The 21769-nt window shown below is 54.3% G+C and carries 20 protein-coding genes; 13 read left to right on the forward strand and 7 right to left on the reverse strand.

Going from position 1 to position 21769, the window contains the following annotated elements:
- Nucleotides 1-574 precede the first annotated feature (574 nt).
- From G5171_RS17885 to G5171_RS17895, 3 genes are all read left to right on the forward strand, one after another.
- Complete coding sequence (locus tag G5171_RS17885) at nucleotides 575-1267, forward strand: hypothetical protein (protein ID WP_227274277.1); 693 nt, start codon at nucleotides 575-577, stop codon at nucleotides 1265-1267.
- Nucleotides 1264-1701, forward strand: coding sequence for a hypothetical protein (locus G5171_RS17890; protein ID WP_227274278.1), 438 nt, complete (start codon nucleotides 1264-1266; stop codon nucleotides 1699-1701). Before G5171_RS17885 ends, G5171_RS17890 begins: the two co-directional genes overlap by 4 nt.
- Nucleotides 1702-1840: 139 nt before the next feature.
- On the forward strand, nucleotides 1841-2542 hold the full coding sequence (locus tag G5171_RS17895; RefSeq protein ID WP_227274280.1) for a hypothetical protein: 702 nt from the start codon (nucleotides 1841-1843) through the stop codon (nucleotides 2540-2542).
- Between the two features lie 137 nt (nucleotides 2543-2679).
- On the opposite strand, the gene G5171_RS17900 is transcribed toward G5171_RS17895, so the two are convergent.
- Complete coding sequence (locus G5171_RS17900; protein WP_139707525.1) at nucleotides 2680-2886, reverse strand: hypothetical protein; 207 nt, start codon at nucleotides 2884-2886, stop codon at nucleotides 2680-2682.
- Nucleotides 2887-3077: 191 nt separating this feature from the next.
- Here G5171_RS17900 and G5171_RS17905 point away from each other — a divergent pair, with 191 nt between their 5' ends.
- Nucleotides 3078-3443 carry a DUF2061 domain-containing protein gene (locus G5171_RS17905; RefSeq protein WP_227274282.1) on the forward strand — a complete coding sequence of 122 codons (366 nt, stop codon included), beginning with the start codon at nucleotides 3078-3080 and terminating at the stop codon, nucleotides 3441-3443.
- A 185-nt stretch (nucleotides 3444-3628) separates the two neighbouring features.
- Nucleotides 3629-4225: an MliC family protein gene (locus G5171_RS17910; RefSeq protein WP_421260528.1), complete on the forward strand. Its 597-nt coding sequence runs from the start codon at nucleotides 3629-3631 to the stop codon at nucleotides 4223-4225.
- A gap of 38 nt (nucleotides 4226-4263) precedes the next feature.
- On the opposite strand, the gene G5171_RS17915 is transcribed toward G5171_RS17910, so the two are convergent.
- Entirely contained in the window at nucleotides 4264-5439 is a 1176-nt protein-coding gene (locus G5171_RS17915; RefSeq protein ID WP_421260529.1) for an aspartyl protease family protein, read from the reverse strand.
- Between the two features lie 723 nt (nucleotides 5440-6162).
- On the opposite strand from G5171_RS17915, the gene G5171_RS17920 reads away from it, so the two are divergent.
- From G5171_RS17920 to G5171_RS17935, 4 genes are all read left to right on the forward strand, one after another.
- Entirely contained in the window at nucleotides 6163-6759 is a 597-nt protein-coding gene (locus G5171_RS17920) for a hypothetical protein (protein WP_043821662.1), read from the forward strand.
- Nucleotides 6760-6864: 105 nt separating this feature from the next.
- Complete coding sequence (locus G5171_RS17925; RefSeq protein ID WP_152564640.1) at nucleotides 6865-7203, forward strand: hypothetical protein; 339 nt, start codon at nucleotides 6865-6867, stop codon at nucleotides 7201-7203.
- Between the two features lie 166 nt (nucleotides 7204-7369).
- Entirely contained in the window at nucleotides 7370-7972 is a 603-nt protein-coding gene (locus G5171_RS17930; RefSeq protein WP_043821664.1) for a hypothetical protein, read from the forward strand.
- 203 nt (nucleotides 7973-8175) lie between these two features.
- A complete protein-coding gene (locus G5171_RS17935; protein ID WP_043821665.1) occupies nucleotides 8176-8661 on the forward strand; it encodes a GNAT family N-acetyltransferase in 486 nt (161 codons plus the stop codon).
- Between the two features lie 123 nt (nucleotides 8662-8784).
- On the opposite strand, the gene eno is transcribed toward G5171_RS17935, so the two are convergent.
- The 5 genes from eno to rlmD all read right to left on the reverse strand — a co-directional run bounded on the left by eno (nucleotide 8785) and on the right by rlmD (nucleotide 16673).
- Nucleotides 8785-10086 (reverse strand): phosphopyruvate hydratase, encoded by a 1302-nt coding sequence (gene eno, locus G5171_RS17940; protein ID WP_421260530.1) that lies wholly within the window; start codon nucleotides 10084-10086, stop codon nucleotides 8785-8787.
- A gap of 89 nt (nucleotides 10087-10175) precedes the next feature.
- A complete protein-coding gene (gene pyrG / locus G5171_RS17945) occupies nucleotides 10176-11813 on the reverse strand; it encodes a glutamine hydrolyzing CTP synthase (RefSeq protein WP_043821667.1) in 1638 nt (545 codons plus the stop codon).
- 141 nt (nucleotides 11814-11954) lie between these two features.
- Nucleotides 11955-12752, reverse strand: coding sequence for a nucleoside triphosphate pyrophosphohydrolase (mazG, locus tag G5171_RS17950; RefSeq protein WP_201995629.1), 798 nt, complete (start codon nucleotides 12750-12752; stop codon nucleotides 11955-11957).
- A 73-nt stretch (nucleotides 12753-12825) separates the two neighbouring features.
- Entirely contained in the window at nucleotides 12826-15039 is a 2214-nt protein-coding gene (relA, locus tag G5171_RS17955; protein WP_005335588.1) for a GTP diphosphokinase, read from the reverse strand.
- Nucleotides 15040-15350: 311 nt separating this feature from the next.
- On the reverse strand, nucleotides 15351-16673 hold the full coding sequence (rlmD, locus tag G5171_RS17960) for a 23S rRNA (uracil(1939)-C(5))-methyltransferase RlmD (RefSeq protein WP_216979449.1): 1323 nt from the start codon (nucleotides 16671-16673) through the stop codon (nucleotides 15351-15353).
- A 153-nt stretch (nucleotides 16674-16826) separates the two neighbouring features.
- Between rlmD and barA the strand changes: the two genes are divergently transcribed.
- The 4 genes from barA (at nucleotide 16827) to G5171_RS17980 (ending at nucleotide 21658) form a co-directional block, all read left to right on the forward strand.
- Entirely contained in the window at nucleotides 16827-19544 is a 2718-nt protein-coding gene (barA, locus tag G5171_RS17965; RefSeq protein ID WP_421251179.1) for a two-component sensor histidine kinase BarA, read from the forward strand.
- Between the two features lie 89 nt (nucleotides 19545-19633).
- Nucleotides 19634-20113, forward strand: coding sequence for a DUF1456 family protein (locus tag G5171_RS17970; RefSeq protein WP_005335594.1), 480 nt, complete (start codon nucleotides 19634-19636; stop codon nucleotides 20111-20113).
- A gap of 34 nt (nucleotides 20114-20147) precedes the next feature.
- A complete protein-coding gene (locus G5171_RS17975) occupies nucleotides 20148-21035 on the forward strand; it encodes an N-acetylmuramoyl-L-alanine amidase (protein ID WP_421251178.1) in 888 nt (295 codons plus the stop codon).
- Nucleotides 21036-21190: 155 nt separating this feature from the next.
- Nucleotides 21191-21658 (forward strand): Dps family protein, encoded by a 468-nt coding sequence (locus tag G5171_RS17980; protein ID WP_021229540.1) that lies wholly within the window; start codon nucleotides 21191-21193, stop codon nucleotides 21656-21658.
- Nucleotides 21659-21769: the final 111 nt, after the last annotated feature.

The raw sequence follows: 21769 nt of genomic DNA on the forward strand, positions 1-21769 counted from the left end.
CACTAACTGTTTTCCTCACCAATGGCAGCACCCGCTCCATCTGCACACCAGATCAGTCGTTATTGACCAATTAGTCGATCCAGATCAGAAATCGGCCATCTGGTCCTTTCCCTCCGCCTACCCGCCGCTAATATACCCGATTGGCAACAAAGCCTCGTAGGAGTCACCCCATGAGCCATGCCAACCCCATCCCGTTGGTTAAACGCAGCAGACTGGAGGCTGAAATTCAGGGGCGGTAGCCATGCCAGATGGAATGGATAAGCGAGAGTTGCCTACGACCCACTCAACATGGTGACGGCCCCATTTTTATTTCTGACCTGCTCATGCTGGCGTGATCTGGCGGCGCTTGCCAAGAGTGCGCTGAGCACTGATTTTTCATACAGTAGTAACGGTGGCGCAAAAAGAGGAAGTCAAGCGAATACGCCCAGCATGCGAAGAAAGCTGATGACGTTATGATTTAATGGTTGTTTTTACTTGGCGGCCGTGAAAATGTTACGGAGTTATATGGAATGCTCTGCTAACGGATTAGTGCCGCCTTCTATCTAATCACTGTTAGATTAAATAAGGAGTTTTGATGTCACTTTTAACAGAGCTTACAGATATTGCAAAAACTATAAGTACTGGGGCTCTGGGTTCCTTAGCTGTAGCAATTGCGTTTAATCTTTATAAGTCAAAGGACATAATTAAGGCAATAAAGAGAGCATTAGATGCTTACGTCAGTGAAATGGAAAAAGTTGATAGTATTGCGGTAACTATAGTAAAACGCGTATTTAAGGCAAACTCGCTTCTATTAGAAGCCTCTATGCTTTTGAACTCCAGTGCTTTTTCTGTTGTTGAAACTCTAGCAAAACAGATCGCTGATTCGGATGGAAGTGCAAAAGACAGAAAAGCTAATACTATAGTTGGCGTAATGCTGCTTGAAAAAGCTAAAAAGGGAACTATACAACAGTCAATACTGATTCTCGCTATTGTTGCTCACTTGTTTATTGTTTGGTTGACGGGCAGTGACATCAGCCAATTTGTATTGCTATTTTTGGCAGTGTTGCTCTTAGCTGTATTCGTAGACCAAAAACTAATCGAATTTCGAATTCGAAAAGGGTGGTACGGTAGCAACGAGTTTGAGACAAGGGAGCTCATTGAATTCATTACTTTGCATTCGAACAAGGATGATTTTAACGATGGAAATGGTGCGAAAAGAATTATTACCAACCCAGAGGCTGATTTAGCTGTTGCACATGAGGAAAGCAAACGGGGAGTAGCTATATGAAAACAGAGCAAATGACAGTTTTAGTTAGAAAAGCAATTAACATTCTTTTTGTTTCTAATCCGAGAGGCACCAGCTTAGGCGTTTTGTCTGGGATTGTAATAGATGGTTTTATTAGCTTATTCAATCCCTTTTTAAAAACAATTGCAGTTATTAATATAAGCCTCATAAAGCTATGGCACTTGATAGGTTTGGGAGTATTCTTGTTTAATATCATGCCATTTCTTAATCGCCACAAGGTGGATCCATCAATAGATGAAGCAATCTCATACATTGAAACACAAAAGCAATTGGGACGTATAGATGAATGGCAGGCAAAGCAAATGTATAGAAACCTTCACAATAAGGTTTTAGATAATGTTCTTCTAAATAAAGAACAACAAGAACTCTCGAAAACAATAAACTCTATCGCATCAGCAAATGAAAGTGAAAAATAATCTAACAAACGGTTCAAGAGGGACAACCAACGCGTGGCATTTTTACTATGCGTTGTTTTTTGTGGTTATGGTGTTATGCGGTAAGTTGGTAGTAGCGTTGGTTGCCCCCTAACCGGCGTTAGCCTTATAAGGAGATATCGTGCTAGATACTATTAGAGATGATAAGAAAGCTATTTTCCTTAGTGAATTAATGGAAAACTATGTGGGGCAGCAAGGCTTAGGCTCTATGCCTAAAGCTGATCTTGATGCATTAATAATCCATTTGTATCTAAAGCACTCTGGAACACAGAAAGTAGACGTATTCGCGCTATCGGAAATATTTAAAATTAAGGAAAGCCGAGTAAAGTCTTTAGTAGAAACAGGATGGATTAAGTTTTCTGGCAAAGATGAACCAGAAGTGTGGCGTGAAATTCTCGATTCACTTTCGCGAGTATCTATTGAACTTGAAAGCTTAGAGAAAGGCCAAGTCAGATTTAAGCTAGAAAACCCTGCGCACTTTCGTTACTTTCAAAAGCAAGTCAGGCTTCTTGAAAGCACAGCAACTTATTCCCCATCATCGGAGCAGGTGGTTGCTCAATTCGATGTATTTAACAAAGTAATAAATCGAGTATATGAGAATGTACTACGTGACCAGCAAGAACAAATAAACGAGCCAATCAAAGCTATTTATCGAAGAATTCGCAACGATATTATCGGCCCTGAAAGATTTGAGGCATACCGTACAGGCGATAAACGAGACTCCACATTAGGAAAATCATTAACAAAGGCATCTGAGCTGGCGGGAATTGCCGCTCTGCTCATTGATGTTTTTGGAACAAATCTGGGACACCCACCTTTTTGAGCAAGGTGTAGCATAGCCCGACCCCAAAAGATGGGTGTCCAAGGTCTTCTGCTCACCGAGTTCAAACGCAAAAGCCCCGTCACGGGGCTTTTGCTATTGGTGCGGCCGGTGTGTGCGGCAGCCTGAACCTGCGCGCCCTATGAACGGGTGGGCAGATCCTGTTTCAGCGCAACCAGCAACAGGGCCAGCAGGCCAAAGGGCGGAAACAGACAGAGCAGGGAGCAGATAAGGGTGATCAGCGCCGGATGCTCGCTCTTGCGGCGCGCCAGTCGCCAGGCGATGACGCCGACGATGACCATCAGCAACGCAATGAACTGACCAAGCAGGGTGGCATTGATATTCATGAAAGATCCTTTTTCATGGGCAAGTGTGAAGAACCTGTACTTTATCGCCCTGGTTGCGATTGGCAACCGCTGAACCGCACCGGCCGCTCGCCCGTTGATAGGTTTTCCCTATCTGGGCAATAGATGAGAATAGTTTTCATTTGGTCTTATTTTGGCGGATACTCTCATCATCAACAGAGGGAGCCGCCATCATGAAAAAGACCATCAGCTTTGCCATCCTGCACTTCGGTGTCGCCTTTACCGTGGCTTACCTGCTGACCGGTGAGCTGCTGACCGCCAGCCTGATCGCCCTGATCGAGCCCGCCGTCAACACGGTCGCCTTCTACTTTCATGACCTTGGCTGGCACAAGCTCAAGCCAAATCACAGCCTGCAGGCCAAGACCAGCAGCTTCGCGGTGATCCACTTCTCGGTGGCCTTCGGTGTGGCCTTCCTGCTGAGCGGCGAGCTGCTCACCGGCGGCGTGATGGCGATGATCGAACCGGCCATCAATACCGTGGTGTTCTTCTTCCACGAGCGGCTGTGGCGCGCCCGCAGTCAGCAACTGGCGCTGGCCTGAGCAACCGGCAACCCGCCTCTCCCTTTATTGCGGCCACAAAAAACCCGACATTCCGGCGAGGAGTGTCGGGTTTTCCCGCTTGGCAGTCATTCAGCAGCGCAAGTGCGCTCGGCTCCCCTGCTGCATTGCCCTGTAGAGTGTGCTGTAGTAGGCAGATATTCCCTACTCATTGCTGGAATCTATCGATGAACAAGACCTTGTTTGCCACCCTGCTGTTTGCCCCTCTGCTGGCCAGTGCCGCAGTCCCTTCTTTTGACTGCACCAAAGCGTCCGGGTCTGTCGAAACCCTGATCTGCAAGGATGCCGGACTGGCCGCCCTTGATAACGAACTGGCGGCCCTCTACCCCAAGGCGATTGCGGCGCTCTCTCCCGAACAGCTCAAGACCGAACGCGCCATGCAGCGCGGCTGGATCAAGGGTCGCAACGACTGCTGGAAGGGGCAGGATCTGCGCCAGTGTGTGGAGGATAATTACCTGCTGCGGATCACCGAACTGCAGATCAGCGGCGGCCAGCTGATGGTGCCGGCACCGGTCAACTACCAGTGCGGCAAGAGCGTCACACTCTCTACCTACTTCTATAACGATGCCAAGCTGCCCGCCGCGGTGATCAACCTGAGCGAGGGCGACAAGCAGCAACAAGTGCTCGCCTATGAAGCCCCCAGCGCCAGCGGCGCCCGTTATGAAGGGCAAAACCTCACCTTCTTCACCAAGGGGGACGACGCCACGCTGGAGCGTTACGGCCAGCCAACCCTCACCTGCATGGAAAATCCGACCAAGGGCTGAGGCTCATAGGGGCGGCTCATCTTGCCGCCCCTCCTTGACTAGATAGCGATATCCAGCGGTTTTCCTTCCCGCACAATCCGCAACCTGAGCGACCCCGGCTTGCTGGTGCTGAGCAGTTCACGCACCTTGTCGATCTCGAGGGGACGATAAGCCACCCCGTTGATCTGTTCCAGAATGTCGCCGTTGGCCAGACCATAGGGGGCAAGATCCCGTTCGTCGCTGTAGTAGACCTGCAGATGCTCGCCATCAAAACGCACCCCGATATTGCGCAGGACTGGCGGCACTTTGCGCGCCAGGCTGTCGGCGTCGTAGCAGAGCATCATCCGCCCGGGCATGATCGCAAAGCGATTGAAGCGGCTAACAAAATCCAGCCCCAGACCATACTGCTCATTGCTGTTTTCCGACACGCGCAGCTCACCGAGCTGGCGCTCATCAAAGTGCAGGCCGGTGAGGATATGTTCACGCCCCTCCACCATACCGCTGGCGTCCACCCCTTTGCGTGGCGTGGCATCTTCGCCAGAGATCGCCTTCTGGCTGGCCATAAAGTCGATAAAGGCATGGTCGGCATAGCTCTGATCGGCCCCGGTATCCAGATACATGCGCACGCTGCTCTCGCCGTGGGTCAGATAGACTGCCGGGGAGCGGTTGTAGCTATCTTCATAGCCGATGCAACGCTCGAACGCGGCTGCCGACGGTGCCGTCAGCGAAGCAGTGAGTTGATGCCTGTCGCGATCAAACACCCAGTTGAAACGGCGGATGGTGTCGATCCCGAGGATGCCATCGATACGGCTGCCAAGAGACTGGGAGAAAAGATCAAAATCAACGGTTGCCCACAGATCGCTGTCATCAATGGTGACCGACCCCACCGAGAAGGGCTGCGGCTCAACAAAACCAAGCTGCTCGCTGCCCAGTTGGCTCGAAACGCTGTTCACAGTGGCAAAATCAGCCTGATAGGCCCTGGGCAATTCGCTTAAGGTCAGCGCCTTGAAGCGGCTGGCCAGACGACGATCGATAAAGGTGATACTGGCCCCGCTATCCAGCAAAAACTGGTACTGCTCACCAGCGATGGTGACGGGGATCAGGGGGGCACTTTCGTAATGCACGGTCAGCACCGGGCCGGGTGCATTGCGCTTGGTGGATGAATCCGGGGCTGTGCAGCCTTGGACGACGAACAGGGCCAACATGGCCAGCGCCACTTTTAACTGCGACTTCATAACTCTCCTTCCCGATAGCAGATGCCCCCGCGACGCCACCGCATAATGCTATCTTGTTGATTTATAGATAAATAAGCTGTTTCAGCGGGGAGCGAGGACAATAACAAAGAGTTTTATGCTGGTTCAAGCCAGATATGACCATGAATATTCTATGGGGATAGTTCAAAAATGGTTGTTCACGCTATCTCGGCGCGTCATCAATCGCGGGTGAGATTTGATTAATTTATTGATCTTGCACAGAAAATCTCAATGTTGAGCTTTCTCTCCACAGCGCCATGGTTAATATTGCCATTTGGCAACACTTGCCTCGTCGGAGTCTCCCATGAGCCATGCCAACCCCATCCCGTTGGTGAACCGCAGCAGACTGGAGGCTGAAATTCAGGGGCGGTAGCCATGCCGGATGGAATGGATAAGCGAGAGTTGCCTTCGACCCACTGAAAATGGTGACGACCTCATTTTTATTTCTGACCTGCTCACACAGGCGTGATTTGGCGGTGCTTTCCATGAGGAGCCCATGCACTTTTAACACAGGGGCAATATATGGCGCAAAAAGTAAGTCAAGCTAATACGCTCCGATACCAGAAGTGAGTTGGTAATATTATTATTTAATGATGACTTTTGCTTGGCGGCGATGAAGATGTTACAGAGTTATATAGTGCTCTGCTAACGGATTAGTGTCGCCTTCCATATGATTACTGCTATATTGTTTTTGGAGCTCAGCGTTTGGATATTGATGACATAATTGATTTAACTCGTAGAATTATCTCTGACCATTCTTGTAATGTTGACAATGATGATGAGCTTTATCCCATCGTATCTGTAGCTACGAGTGATGCCTACAACTCAATCATTGACAGTTTTTACCTATTAGAAGACACCCAATTAGCCAAACATTCGTTCTTAGAACGAAATCAGTCACTATCGTTTGGCGAGTTGTATTTGTACTTCTATGGAGTTCTTAATGCTATTTATATGCAACAGCAAGCTATGCTAGTTATTCTCAGAAAAATGGCTATAGAGTTTGACTTAAGCGAAATCCAGGATTGTTTAGTCTTTGATATTCGAAACAGTTTTGCTGCTCATAGCGCAAATCGAGGTGGTAGACAGCTCAAAGAACATAGCTTTATTTTAGACCGTCATTCTCTTCTGCAAGGTAAGCTGAAAGGTTACTCTGCCAATCATGAAAGCGGATTTCTATCTCATGATACGGATGCTTCAACTTTGATTTCAGAATGGGATAAAGTACTTTCCAAGTATCTAGCGTACATATTGACAGTTGTTAAAGAGAACTACGAAGCCAAAATACAACAAAATATTTAAGAATGATTCCTTACGTTCTGGTTTCGCTTCTTTCACAGAATGGCAAATACACATCACACCTTAATTTTGCGTTAGGCAAATCGAATTCTAAAACAGGATATATTAATGAAAATCAGAACATTATTTATTTTTTTCGCTATATTAATAGGTGTTCCACAGGTCTCTTATTCACAATACTCAGATATTCCTAAGCTTACAGAACATGAAAGTTATTCAAATGTCCGAGAGAAAATGATAAAGGCTGGCTGGAAGCCTTATACTAGCAACGAAGCAGATACTTGTCTTAAAGGTGACTCGCGTTGTGAAGGTAGGCCGGAAATGTTGGCTTGTGCAGGAACAGGAATGGCTAACTGTAAATTTACTTGGGAAAAACAAGACAACATAATAGCAATATGCACTGTAGGCGAAGATGCGAAATTTGAAGATATGTGTTCCTACCCATAAACCAACAAAATTCAATAAATATGCCAAACAAACTCCTCAATGGGACTGTCAACGCGTGGCTTTTCCAGTCCTATTAAGTCGCGGTGGTTACGGTTGTTATGTTTGAGTTTAGCGTTATGCGTTGCCAGCCCCTTAGGCAGGCGTTAGACATTTTAAGGAGTCATGATTGAGTAAAGCTATTGATTGGGGCATGGAAGTAGCGAATATTAGCAATGAGCTTTCTGATGCAGGTGTTCCGGGAGTTGGTCTGCTAGGTAAGTTTGCACAGAGTTTTTATAATGATTACCTCAATAAAAGGTTTGAAAGTTTTTGCAACAAAGCTGAAGTAGATGAAGAATTAATAAATAAAATTTCTGTGAACGAAGACTATTCGAACTGCTTTTACGCTACTCTTGAAACAGTACGTCAAACTCACTCTCAATTGGGTGTCAAAGCATTAGCTCTAATTTACAAAGATCATTGGAACGATCCGGATTTTTTGATTCCAGCTATGAGAGCATTTAATCAAGTAAGCAATCTAACACTTCTTGCTTTCATGGAACTGTACGAGAGTATTGATGCAGGAAAGGATTACTTGGAACTGAAAGTTATACAAGATGGTGAAAAACAGTTTCACCCTCGATACAACGAAGCTGTCGAGTTGATCTACAGAAACTTTTTTGTACAAAGTGTATCTGCATCAATGGTTGAAAATGGTCCAATGCAAGGAATGAAATGGCATCATACAGACGCGTATTATGATTATTGTGTCATGGCAAAAAATGTCTAACAAAGTATTTAAGAAGGATTCGCAACGCTTGGTAAATTTCGTTTAATTTCAGCTTTAGCCCATAGGTTCGATTAGTGAAACGTAATCGGACGTTCGCGGTCACAATATTTCTTGATAGCACCAATTGCCTTTAGAGACCAACTTTCACGCTGTCTCATTTTTTACCTGTATCTTTGCTGGCGTAACACTCCCCAAGGAGATTTATGAAGCCCGACTTAACCGGCACTCGGATTGTGCTGCGCACCATTGGCCCGCACGATACTGCCGATCTGTTCGAGATTTATGGCAATCCGCTGACCATGGAGTTTGCCTCTGATCCCTGCTTTACCTCTCCCGCCATGGTGGCACAGATGATGGCGAGCGTGGTGCGGCTGGAGCAAACGGGGGAGTCGCTGGAGTGGGCGATTGTCGAGCGGGAGGGCAACAAGGTGATCGGTACCTGCGGCCTGCACAGTTTCAGCGAGGCGGGTCGCTGCTGCGAGGTAGGTTGCCTGCTCAATGCGGCCTATTGGCGCAGAGGGTTTATGTCGGAGGCGCTGGGATTGCTGTTCGCCCACGCCAGCACACTGGGAGTCACCTGCCTCACCGCAGATATCGATGCAGATAACGTCCGCTCTATCGCCCTGTTTGAAAAACTGGGCTTCCAGGCGCATGCAGGGCGCTATCAGCGCACGCTCCCCTTTGTCTGACCCGACACCAGAGGTACAACCCCCTCACCTCTCAGGGCGTTACAGCAAGGAGCAGGCATAAAAAAACCGGAACCCAAGGGTTCCGGTTTTTTTCATTCCAGCCGAGGCTGGCAAACCAGCAAATTAAGCCTGGTTTTTAACTTCTTTCAGACCGCGGAAAGGAGCTTTGGCACCCAGAGCTTCTTCGATACGGATCAGCTGGTTGTACTTGGCAACACGGTCAGAACGGCTCATGGAACCGGTCTTGATCTGGCCAGCAGCGGTACCAACAGCCAGGTCGGCGATGGTAGCGTCTTCGGTCTCACCGGAGCGGTGGGAGATGACGGCAGTGTAGCCAGCGTCTTTGGCCATCTTGATGGCAGCCAGAGTTTCGGTCAGGGAACCGATCTGGTTGAACTTGATCAGGATGGAGTTGGCGATGCCGTTGTCGATACCGCGCTTCAGGATCTTGGTGTTGGTTACGAACAGGTCGTCACCAACGATCTGGATTTTCTTGCCCAGTTCAGCAGTCTGGTAGGCGAAACCTTCCCAGTCAGATTCGTCCAGGCCATCTTCGATGGAGACGATCGGGAACTTGGTGGTCAGGTCAGCCAGGAAGTCGGAGAAACCGTTGGAGGTGAAGACACGACCTTCGCCTTTCAGGTTGTACTCTTTCTTCTCTGCGTCGTAGAACTCGGAAGCAGCGCAGTCCATAGCCAGGGTGATGTCGGCGCCCAATTTGTAACCGGCAGCGGCAACGGCTTCAGCGATAACTTCCAGCGCTTCGGCGTTGGATTTCAGGTTCGGAGCGAAACCACCTTCGTCACCAACTGCAGTGTTGTAGCCCTTGGACTTCAGCACTTTGGCCAGGTTGTGGAACACTTCTGCGCCCATGCGAACGGCTTCTTTCAGGGTCTTGGCGCCAACCGGCTGGATCATGAACTCCTGGATGTCGACGTTGTTGTCGGCGTGCTCACCACCGTTGATGATGTTCATCATCGGCAGCGGCATGGAGTAAACACCCGGGGTGCCGTTCAGCTCGGCGATGTGGGCGTACAGCGGCATGCCTTTGGCAGCAGCGGCAGCTTTGGCGTTAGCCAGGGAAACAGCCAGGATGGCGTTGGCGCCGAACTTGGATTTGTTCTCGGTACCGTCGAGGTCGATCATGATCTGGTCGACAGTGGCCTGGTCCTTGGCATCTTTACCCAGCAGAGCTTGAGCGATCGGGCCGTTTACGGCTTCGATGGCTTTCAGCACGCCTTTACCCAGGAAACGGCTCTTGTCGCCGTCACGCAGTTCCAGCGCTTCGCGGGAACCGGTGGACGCGCCAGACGGAGCGGCTGCCATACCAACAAAACCACCTTCCAGGTGAACTTCGGCCTCAACGGTCGGGTTACCACGGGAGTCGATGATTTCACGACCGATCACTTTAACGATCTTGGACATGTGTATTTCCTCAGGTTTCGTAAAAAAACAACAAAAATATGCCAAAAAAAGCGGCTGTGGCACAGTGCCCCAACCGCATTTATTTTCAATTACTTCAAATTACGCTTCTGATACTCGCCTGCCGCCTTCACAAAACCGGCGAACAAGGCGTGGCCATCACGAGGAGTTGAGGTGAACTCCGGGTGGAACTGCGCAGCCACGAACCAGGGGTGATCCGGGATCTCGATGATTTCCACCAACTTCTTGTCGGCGGAGAGACCGGTCACTTTCAGACCTGCCGCTTCAATCTGCGGCAGCAGCTTGTTGTTTACTTCGTAACGGTGACGGTGACGCTCGTAAATGGTCGGGCTGCCGTACATCTGACGCACCTTGGAATCTTCGACCAGGTGGCAGAGCTGGGAACCCAGACGCATGGTACCGCCCAGATCGGACTTCTCGGTACGGGTCTCGACGTTGCCCTCTTCATCCACCCACTCGGTGATGAGGCCGACGACCGGGTACGCGCAATCTTTCTTGAATTCGGAGGAGTGAGCCCCTTCCATGCCCGCTACGTTGCGAGCGAATTCGATCATGGCAACCTGCATGCCGAGGCAGATACCCAGGTAGGGGATCTTGTTCTCGCGGGCATACTGGGCAGCCAGAATTTTGCCTTCCACACCACGCTCACCGAAGCCACCCGGCACCAGGATCGCGTCCAGACCTTCCAGCAGCTCGGCGCCACGGGTCTCGATATCCTGAGAGTCGATGTACTTGATGTTGACGGAAAGGCGAGTCTTGAGACCACCGTGCTTGAGCGCCTCGTTGACGGACTTGTAAGCGTCCGGCAGGGAGACGTACTTGCCGACCATACCGATGGTCACTTCACCAGTCGGGTTGGCCTCTTCGTAAATAACCTGTTCCCACTCGGACAAGTCAGCCTCTTTGCACTCCAGACCGAAACGCTCGGTGAAGTAGGAGTCCAGATTCTGGGATTTCAGCAGCGCCGGGATCTTGTAGATGGAGTCGACGTCTTTCATGGAGATGACGGCGCGCTCCGGCACGTTGCAGAACAGGGCAATCTTGGCGCGCTCGTTGGCCGGAATGGCACGGTCGGAGCGGCAGATCAGCACATCCGGCTGGATACCGATGGAGAGCAGCTCTTTGACGGAGTGCTGGGTCGGCTTGGTCTTCACTTCACCGGCCGCAGCCAGGTAAGGAACCAGCGTCAGGTGCATGAACATGGCGTTGTTGCGGCCCACTTCGGCAGCCAGCTGACGAATGGCCTCGAGGAACGGCAGGGACTCGATATCACCCACGGTACCGCCCACTTCGACGATGGCAACCTGATGGCCTTCGGCACCGGCAATCACCCGCTCTTTGATGGCGTTGGTGATGTGCGGGATAACCTGAATGGTGGCGCCCAGATAGTCACCACGACGCTCTTTACGCAGTACGTCGGCGTAGATACGGCCGGTGGTAAAGTTGTTGCGACGGGTCATCTTGGTGCGGATGAAACGCTCGTAGTGGCCCAAATCCAGATCGGTTTCGGCCCCGTCCTCGGTTACGAACACTTCACCATGCTGGGTCGGGCTCATGGTGCCCGGATCCACGTTGATGTACGGGTCCAGTTTCATGATGGTCACATCCAGACCACGGGCTTCCAGAATGGCTGCCAGAGAAGCTGCGGCAATGCCTTTGCCGAGGGATGAAACAACGCCACCAGTAACAAAAATATATTTGGTCGTCATGCTGAACCTGAAAGAAGTTTAGGGAATTTTAAGGGGTGCTTCGGGGATGAAGCAGGACGGGGAAACAGTATACCAAAAACCCCTCTCCCAAACAATGAGCAAAAATCTATCAGGCTCACCGCCCCCCCATCTTGCGCCAAATCAACTTTGCTCGGTTTCCTTCGCCTTATCCCAGGCGGCATCGAGCTTTTCGAGGGTGCAATCGGTCATTTTCAAGCCTTCTGCGGCGATTATCTGCTCAACCTGACGAAAACGACGTTCGAACTTGGCGTTGGCACCGCGCAGCACCTGCTCCGGATCCTTGCCCAGATGACGCACCAGATTGACGGTGGCAAACAGCAGGTCGCCGAGCTCGTCGCTCACCCGCGCCTCGTCCACATCGGCCATCAATGCCTCTTCCATCACCTCGTCGATCTCCTCGTGGATCTTGTCCACCACAGGCCCCAGCGTCTTCCAGTCAAAACCGACAGTGGCGCAGCGTTTCTGAATTTTGGCGGCGCGGGTCAAGGCAGGCAGCGAGAGCGGGATATCATCCAGCACGCTCTCTTTGTCGAGGGCCGCCCGCTCCTTGGCTTTTTCCGCCTCCCAGTTCGCTTTTACCGCCTGCTCGTTGGAGAGGTCTGCATCGGAAAAAACGTGGGGGTGACGACGAATGAGCTTCTCGCTCACCGTATCGACGATATCGGCAAAGTCGAACAAGCCCCGCTCTTTACCCAGCTGGGCGTAAAACACCACTTGAAACAGCAGGTCCCCCAACTCCCCTTTCAGCCCCTGCCAATCCTCAGTCTCGATGGCATCGGCCACTTCGTAGGCCTCTTCCAGGGTGTGCGGCACTATGGTCTGGAAGTCCTGTTTCAGATCCCAGGGGCAGCCGTTTTGCGGATCGCGCAGGCGAGCCATGATGTCGAGCAGTTGGGGCAGATCGTAACGTTGGGACATGGGATATTCGCTTTCGATTCGTTCAAAAAGGGTCATAAATACAGACCGGCCACTGGGGCCGGTCGGTTCGCTATCAAAGCCGCTTGGCGCTAATTACGTCATTGAGCTGACTGAGCTTGGCCAACGCCCGGTTGAAGGCGTTGATGTTGTAAATCTCCAGCTCCATGTCGATCTCGGCGGTCTGCTCGCGCACATTGGAGCGTGAGCGCACCCCCATCACATTGATCTTCTCGTTGGCCAGCACTGTGGTGATATCACGCAGCAAGCCGGAGCGATCGTTGGAGATGATCCGGATGGTGAGGCCGTAACCGCCGGAGTAGTTCTCCCCCCACACCGCATCGATCAGCCGCTCCGGGTTGCGACGTGACAGCTCCTTGAGCTGCTCGCAATCTTCCCGGTGAATGGATACGCCGCGCCCCATGGTAATAAAGCCCTGAATGGAGTCCCCCGGAATGGGCTGACAGCAGCGGGCGATATGGGTCATCAGGTTGCCGACCCCTTCCACCACTATGTGATCCTTGGGCTTGTGGCGCATCGGCGCATTGGCCTTCTGCTCCAGCTTCTCCAGCAGGCGGCGATCTTCCTCTTCCGCCGTCGGCTTGTTGTAGCAGGTGTCGAGATAGTTGAGCACCTGGTTGATGCGGATATCGCCGCTGCCGATACCGGCCAGCAGATCGTCGGTGCTCTCCAGATTGAAGCGGCGCAGCATGTTGCCCTTGTCGATCTTGGACATGCTGAGGTTGTGGCGATCCAGCTCCTTCTCGAACAGCTCGCGACCGGCCACGATATTCTTGTCCCGATCCAGTTTTCTGAACCAGGTCGCCACCTTGGCCCGCGCCCGGCTGGAGCGCAGGAAGCCGGCGTTGGGGTTCATCCAGTCGCGGCTCGGGTTCGGCTCCTTCTGGGTGATCACCTCCACCTGATCGCCGGTCTGCAGCGCGTAGGTGAACGGCACGATGCGGCCGTCAATCTTGGCGCCGATGCAGCGGTGGCCGATCATGCTGTGGACGTGATAGGCAAAATCAAGCGGGGTAGCGCCAGCCGGCAGGTCGATGACATCCCCTTTCGGGGTGAAAACGTAGACTCTGTCCTCGAACACCTGACTGCGCAGGTCTTCGAGCAGGGAACCGCTCTCGGAGAGATCCTCCTGCCAGGCGAGCAGTTTGCGCAGCCACTCGATCTTGTCTTCGAAGGTGTTGGCCTTGCCGCCTGCCTGTGCCCCTTCCTTGTAGCGCCAGTGCGCCGCGACGCCGAGCTCGGCATCCTGATGCATCTGGTCGGTACGGATCTGGATCTCGACCGTCTTGCCCTCAGGCCCCACCACTACGGTGTGAATTGACTGGTAGCCGTTGGGTTTAGGGTTGGCGACATAGTCGTCAAACTCGCGGGGAATGTGGTGGAACTGGGTATGGACGATACCGAGCGCCGCATAGCAATCCTGCAGCCGCTTGGTCACTACCCGCACCGCGCGCACGTCGAACAACTCGTTGAATTCGAGGTGCTTCTTCTGCATCTTGCGCCAGATGCTGTAGATGTGTTTCGGGCGGCCGTACACCTCGGCGTCAACTCCCGCCTCTTTCAGCCCATTACGCAGGGATTGCACAAACTCGCGGATATAGCGCTCGCGGTCGAGCCGCTTCTCGTCGAGCTGCTTGGCGATCTGCTTGTAGGTATCCGGGTGCAGGTAACGGAAGGCGAGATCTTCCAGCTCCCACTTGAGCTGGCCGATGCCCAGACGGTTGGCGAGCGGCGCATAGATATTGGTGATCTCCTGAGCCATCAGCACCCGGGTCTCTTCATCTGCCGTCTTCGCTTCCCGCAGGCAGGCGATCCGCTCCGCCAGCTTGATCACCACGGCGCGCACATCCTCGACCATGGCAAGCAACATGCGACGCACGTTGTCGACCTGCTCCGGCGAGGTTTCGCTGCGATGGAGGGTTTGCAGGGAGCGGATGGCTTCCATCTCCAGCACCCCTTCCACCAGCTTGGCGATCTTGGAGCCGAAATCCTCGTCCATCCGCTCCTGGCTGATGAGACCGGCTTCGACGAAGGGGTAGATGATGGCCGCTTTGAGGGTGCCGATATCCATGCTGAGCATCTGCAGAATGCCCACCATTTCGATGCCGCGCACCAGCAGCTTGCTGGTCAGCGCCTCGTCACCGAGCGTCAGACAATACTGGTAGACGGTTCGCAGCTGATCCTTTTCACTGTCACTCAAGGAGAGCGAGCTGACCCACTCTTCCAGGGTGAAGTTGTCTTTCAAATGAATATCGCGAACCGCAACCATGGTATCAATCCTTTAAATTATCGGGCCGAAAGCTGTCACTTTCCCCCCTCATGAGATTGCCTCAAATGGGGATATCCAGCGCACTTTTCAAGGCATATTGTCCAGAAAGACAATAGAGCGCACCAACAGGCCCTGCCGAACGACGAGGGTCTAGATTACCCCAATCACATCAGCTCAAACAGACGCAGACATGCCAGATTACACATCCGCATCGCCGTACCGATGAGCAGGATTACTTCATATACACACCTGCTCAAAGAGTAACGAACATGCCGGATGACCTATCCGGCATCGCCGAACTGATGAGTCATTTACTCCCGTTCAAACAGTGCCATGGACTCCAGATGACCGGTGTGAGGGAACATGTCGAGCATGCCGAGGCGCACCAGACGGTAACCCCCTTTCACCAGCACCTGACTGTCCCGCGCCAGGGTGACCGGGTTACAGGAGACGTAGACCACCCGCTTGGGTGAAAGTTTCACGACGTGTCCCATCACTTCCAGCGCGCCGGGGCGAGCCGGATCCAGCAGTACCAGATCAAACCCTTCCCGCGCCCAGGACATGCCGACGATGTCATCGCTCAGGTCGGCTTTGTAGAAACGGGCATTGGTGATGCCGTTGCGACGGGCGTTCTCTTCGGCCCGCTGCACCATGGCCAGTTCACCTTCCACACCCACCACTTCGCGAGCCTGACGGGCCAGCGGCAGGGTGAAGTTGCCGATACCGCAGAAGAGATCGAGCACCTTGTCATCCTTGCTCGCCCCGAGCCATGTCAGCGCCTGCTCAACCATGCTCTGGTTGATGGGGCCGTTGACCTGAATGAAATCACCGGGAGCAAACGCAAGAGACAGGCCATCCAGCGAGTAGGATGGGGAAAAATGTTGCTGCAGCGCTTCGATGCGATCATCGGCCGCCTGCAGATAGAGGTCGATCCCCTGCGCTTTTGCAAACTCCACCAGCAGGGCGCGATCCGCCTCATTGGGGCGGCCGGTGTGACGCAGCAGCATCATGATCCCCTGCTCGGCCTGGATTAGCTCCGCATGGCCCAGCTCGCGCTGGCTCTTGAGGCGATTGAGGCATTCACGCAGCGGGGCAATCAGCGCAGAGAGCGGTTCGGCCAGCACAGGGCAACTGTCGATCTCCACCAGATCGTTGCTGTTGCGGCGGCGGAAACCGACCCGGGTGCAGCGACCGTTCTTGTCAAATTTGATGGCCAGACGACAGACCCGGCGGTAGGCACGATCTTCACCGGTCAGTACCGGCTCCAGCGCCGGCGCCTTGATGTTGCCCAACCGCTCGAACAGGCTGACCAGTCCGGCCGCCTTGGCGGCTTGCTGATCGGCAACCGACATGTGCTGGGCACTGCAACCGCCGCACTCGCGATAGTGGCTGCAAAAGGGGGCGATACGATTGGCCGCCGGGGTCACCACCTGTTGCAAGGCGGCGTGACCATACTGTTTTTTCTCTTCGGTGATGCGTGCCTTGACGGTCTCGCCGGGCAGCGCCCCTTCGACGAAGATCGCCTTGCCCTGATGGCGACCGATACCGACGCAGTGGTGATCGAGGGTGTCTATCGTAAATTCAATGCGTTGGAGCTGGGGGGACTTCTTTTGGGGCTTGAAAAACTGGGCCATAAAACTTGGTGCCTATAGGTGGCTATGTCATGATTGTGGAATCTGCTGCCGGGTATTGTCCCACAAGAATAATAGTATGACCAAATACGGCCACAGAGCCCGTGTATTGCCATCAACCCTATCGCCAACCCTGTTCACTGGTGGCCTGTTCGTATGACCAAATATGGCCTGAGAGCACGCGTTCTCGCCTTCACCATCCTGCCGACCCTGATCATCGGTGGCCTGATGGCCGGTTACTTCACCTTCCACCGCTACCAGCAGCTGGAAAACAACCTCATTGATCAGGGGATCAACATCATCGAACCGCTGGCGATCGCCAGTGAATACGGGATGACCCAGCACAGTCGCGAATCCCTCAAGCGTCTGATTGGCCTGACCCACCGCAAGAACTCCCCCTTCATCAAATCCATCGCGGTTTTCACCCAGGACAACCAGCTGTTCGTCACCTCGAACTACCACCGGGATTTCACCCGGCTCAGGCTGCCCGATGGCGAGCCCATTCCGGATCTGACCAGCGTGACGTTTCAGGGGGACGACATCATTTTGCGCACCCCGATCCAGGCTGAAACCAGCCTCGATGGCTTCCCGCTGCCCAGCGATGTAGAGCCGCCGATGATCGGCTACATCTCGATGCAGATGGCGACCGACAGGGCCATGTTGCTGCAATACCGCGACACCTTCTTTGCGGTGATCATGGTGCTCATCGGGGTCGCCTTCAGTACCCTGTTTGGTTTCCGCTTAGTCAAGAGCGTGACCCAGCCCATCACCAACATGGTGCAGGCGGTGCACAAGATCAGGGAGGGGCGGCTCGATACCCGGGTCAGCGGGCAACTCACCGGCGAGCTGGATATGCTGAAAAACGGCATCAACGCCATGGCCAAGGCGCTCTCCGAATATCACGAAGAGATGCAGCAGAATATCGATCAGGCCACCTCTGACCTGCGCGAAACGCTGGAGCAGATCGAGATCCAGAACGTCGAACTCGACATGGCCAAGAAACGGGCACAAGAGGCGGCGCGGGTCAAGTCGGAGTTTCTGGCCAACATGTCCCACGAATTGCGTACCCCGCTCAACGGGGTCATCGGCTTTACCCGCCAGTTGCTGAAAACCAGCCTGACCCCGAGCCAAACCGACTACATGCAGACCATCGAGAAGTCGGCGCGCAACCTGCTTGGCATCATCAACGACATCCTCGACTTCTCTAAGCTGGAAGCGGGCAAGCTGCAGCTGGAACATATCCCGTTCAGCCTGCGCGATACCCTCAACGAGACCATGCACCTGCTCGGCCCCAGCGCCCACGACAAACAACTGGAGCTCTCCCTGCGGGTGGATGCCGATGTGCCGGACTACCTCACCGGCGACCCCATGCGTCTTCAACAGGTGCTGACCAACCTCACCGGCAACGCCATCAAGTTCACCGAACAGGGCAACGTGGATGTCCATATCGAGCAGACCGGCAGTGGCAACCACAAGGTGAGGCTCAACGTCCAGATCCGCGATACCGGCATCGGAATCTCCCAGGAGCAGCAACATCAGCTGTTCCAGGCCTTCAATCAGGCCGACTCCTCCATCTCCCGCCGTTATGGCGGCACGGGTTTGGGCCTCGTTATCACCCAGAAGCTGGTGCAGCAGATGGGCGGCCAGATCCGCTTTGAATCGGAGCTCGGCAAGGGATCCATCTTCTCGTTCAGTCTGGATGTGGAGGTCTCCCCCCTGCCCCAGACCGATCAACTGCCGCTGGATCGGATCCGTGGCAAACGGCTCTGGCTGCTGGAACCGGATCCCTTCGCACAAGCCTCTCTGCTCGCCCTGTTGGCGGAGTGGCACCTCGATGTGCACCCACTGACCAGCGATGATCCCTGGCCCGAGATGAGCGAGCAGGAGATGGTGATCATTGGCAGCAGCACCCTGCATACGCCGCAGCAGGTGATCGGCCGTCTCGACAGACTGAACGGCCAGCAGCAGAACACCATAGTGCTGCTCAGCAGCCACGAGCCGGCGCTCTATGAAGCTATGCTGGCCCATGGCGCCCAGCACTGTCTCTCCAAACCGGTCAACCATCGCAAGCTGCTGCACGCCCTGCTCTCGCCGGAATCGAGCCGCCAGAAGCTGCCCGCCCAGCCTGCGCCGCGCCAGTTGCAGCCCATCAAGGTGCTGGCGGTGGATGACAACGCCGCCAACCTCAAGCTGATCGCCGCCATGCTCAAGGAGATGGTGAGTCAGGTGGTGGTGTGCAAAAACGGCAAGGAGGCGGTCAAGCAGGCACAGAGCCAGCCGTTCGACATCATCTTCATGGATATCCAGATGCCGATCATGGATGGCATCAGTGCCACCCAAGCGATCCGCAACCAGTCCCTCAACACCACCACCCCGATCGTGGCGGTGACCGCCCACGCAATCCCCGGAGAACGGGAGCGGCTGATCCGGCAGGGGATGGACGACTATCTGGCCAAGCCCATCGACGAGAGCATGCTGGCCCAGCTCATCACCGACTTTGCCCATCGTCGCCACCAGAATGATGGTGCCCAGCAGATCGACTGGGCACTGGCTGTGCGGCAGGCGGCGGGGAAAGAGGATCTCGCCAGAGAGATGCTGACCATGCTGCTGGCCAGTTTTGACGAGGTCGAGCCGGTGCTGGATAGCGCGCTGGCTGGCGAAATTGAAGATAGCGAAGTGCTGGCCCAGCTCCATCGCCTCAACGGCGGCTGTGCCTATTCCGGGGTGCCGGGGCTGCAACGGCTGCTCTCCCAGCTGGAGCAACAGCTACGCGACGGCGTGCCGGTCAGCGAGCTGGAACCCGAGTTGCTGGAGCTGCAAGATGCGCTGGAACTGGTGCGCCAGGAGGCGCCCCGCTATCTCGGCAAAGCTTGATGAGCTTGACCTGAACTGTATCGGCCCCCGCTTTTTCTGACGCGAGGGCCGCCAGATGGTAAAGTTGCGCCGTTTACACAGGAGTCAGCATGACCAACAACGATATTCTGCGCCGTCTGCGCTACGCCCTCACCATCAGCAACGACCAGATGGTCGAGATGTTTGCCAAGGGCAACCTGACGGTCACTCACGCCCAGCTGCACAGCTGGTTGATGAAAGAGGCGGCGGAAGGTGAAGAGCAAGAGGCAGGCTATGTCGCCTGTCCCGACTCGGCCCTGAGCCAGTTCCTCGACGGTTTCATCATCGCCCGCCGCGGCGTGCGCGAAGATGCACCGGCCCAGGTGATCCCGAACCGGATCAACAACAACATGATCCTGCGCAAGCTGCGCATCGGTCTCAACTTCAAGGAAGAGGATATGCTCGGCACCCTCAAGCTCGCCGACTTCAACCTCTCCAAGTCCGAGCTCAGTGCCCTGTTCCGCTCCAAGGATCACAAGCACTATCAGGATTGCGGGGATCAGATCCTGCGCAACTTCCTGATCGGTCTCACGGCCAAATACCGCGGCTAACCAGCCGCGCGACTGACCAGACCGGGCCTTCGACATGTGCCAGCGACTCACTCCTCCCACGTTCAGCAGCCTGGCTGTGGCAGGGGGATGGCGCTGGCGCTGTCTTCTTCCCCTCTTCTTTCTGCCACTGGTTCTGCTGCTGGGTGGTTGTACTCCGTCCGAGTACCAGCTCTCGACCCGCTATCAGAGCGCCAACCAGAACGAGCGGATCGCCTTTCTGATCCTCCACTACACCGATGAAGATGATGCCAACTCCCTGCGCCTGCTGACCGAGCCGGAGCACAAGGTGAGCGCCCACTACCTGATCCCCCGCGACAGCCACAAAACACCGCTCACCGTCTATCAGCTGGTGCCAGACAGCGCGCGCGCCTGGCATGCGGGACGCAGCCGTTGGCACCAATATGCCGGGCTCAATGCCAGCTCTCTTGGCATCGAGATCGTCAACCTCGGCTATCCAGCAGAAGATGAGCCGCTGGCCCCCGATGCGCGGCGCTGGCAACCCTATACCCCGCAGCAGATTGCCGCCGTCGGCGCCCTCAGCCGGGAGCTGGTCACCCGCTACCAGATTCCACCGACCCAGGTGCTGGGCCACAGCGATGTCGCCCCCGAGCGCAAGCAGGATCCCGGCCCCCACTTCCCCTGGCGCCAGCTCTATCTGACGTACGGAGTCGGCGCCTGGCCAGATGAAGGTCGGGTGGCCGAGTTACTGGCCAGCCCCTTGCCCGATTGGGATGCGGCCATGTGGCAGCAGCAGCTGGCCCGCTATGGCTATGGCCTGCCCCGGAGCGGCCAGTGGGATGAGCAGAGCCGCGCCGTCATGGGCGCCTTTCAGCTCCACTTTCGAGCCAGCAGGGTCGATAGCAAACCGGACCGCGAGTGCCAGGCCATCCTGATGGCGCTGCTCGAAAAATACTTCCCCTAATCCTCATCCATTGTCACCGTTGCTGCGTACTGTTTGATAGCCGTTAGCTATCAAACAGTTAGGCACAAGCAATTGTCCCTGCATTTTGCAAGGCGTTATTCTGACTGCGTTCCGAAAGAGAATTTAAAACCGATTTCCAAATCTGGAGGTGAATGATGAAAAGCCCGATTGGTCTTGATACTGCTCAATCACAAGCCCTGGCAGCCGAGTTGAACAAATTGCTGGCCAGCTACCAGATCCTCTACATGAACGTGCGCGGCTTCCACTGGAATATCCGTGGCAACCAGTTCTTCGAACTGCACCTGAAATTTGAAGAGATTTACAACGACCTGCTGTTGAAAGTCGATGCACTGGCCGAGCGGATCCTGACCCTGGATGGAGTGCCGATGCACAGCTTCAGCGACTATCTGAAAGTCTCTGCCATCCCGGAGCAAAAAGGGCTGCACGATGGCCGCGCCTGTGTCGAATCCCTGCTGGAGAGCTTCCGCGAACTGCTGGTCGCCCAGCGCCGTATTCTGGGTCAAGCAGCCGAAGCTGGTGATGAGGGCACTGCCTCCATCCTCTCCGACTATGTGCAGCAGCAGGAAAAACTGGTCTGGATGCTGCGCGCTTATCTGGCCTGATAGTGAACCAAGTCGACTACAGCGTACGTATGCTGGCTTGAGTAAGCACCGGGCCGAAAGCTCCTGACCAGACCACGGCCCAATCCATCTGATTGTTATGTTCTGTTGCAA

Origin of the sequence: Aeromonas sp. 600774, from assembly GCF_049175075.1 — a bacterium.
Classification (GTDB): Bacteria; Pseudomonadota; Gammaproteobacteria; order Enterobacterales; family Aeromonadaceae; genus Aeromonas; species Aeromonas veronii_A.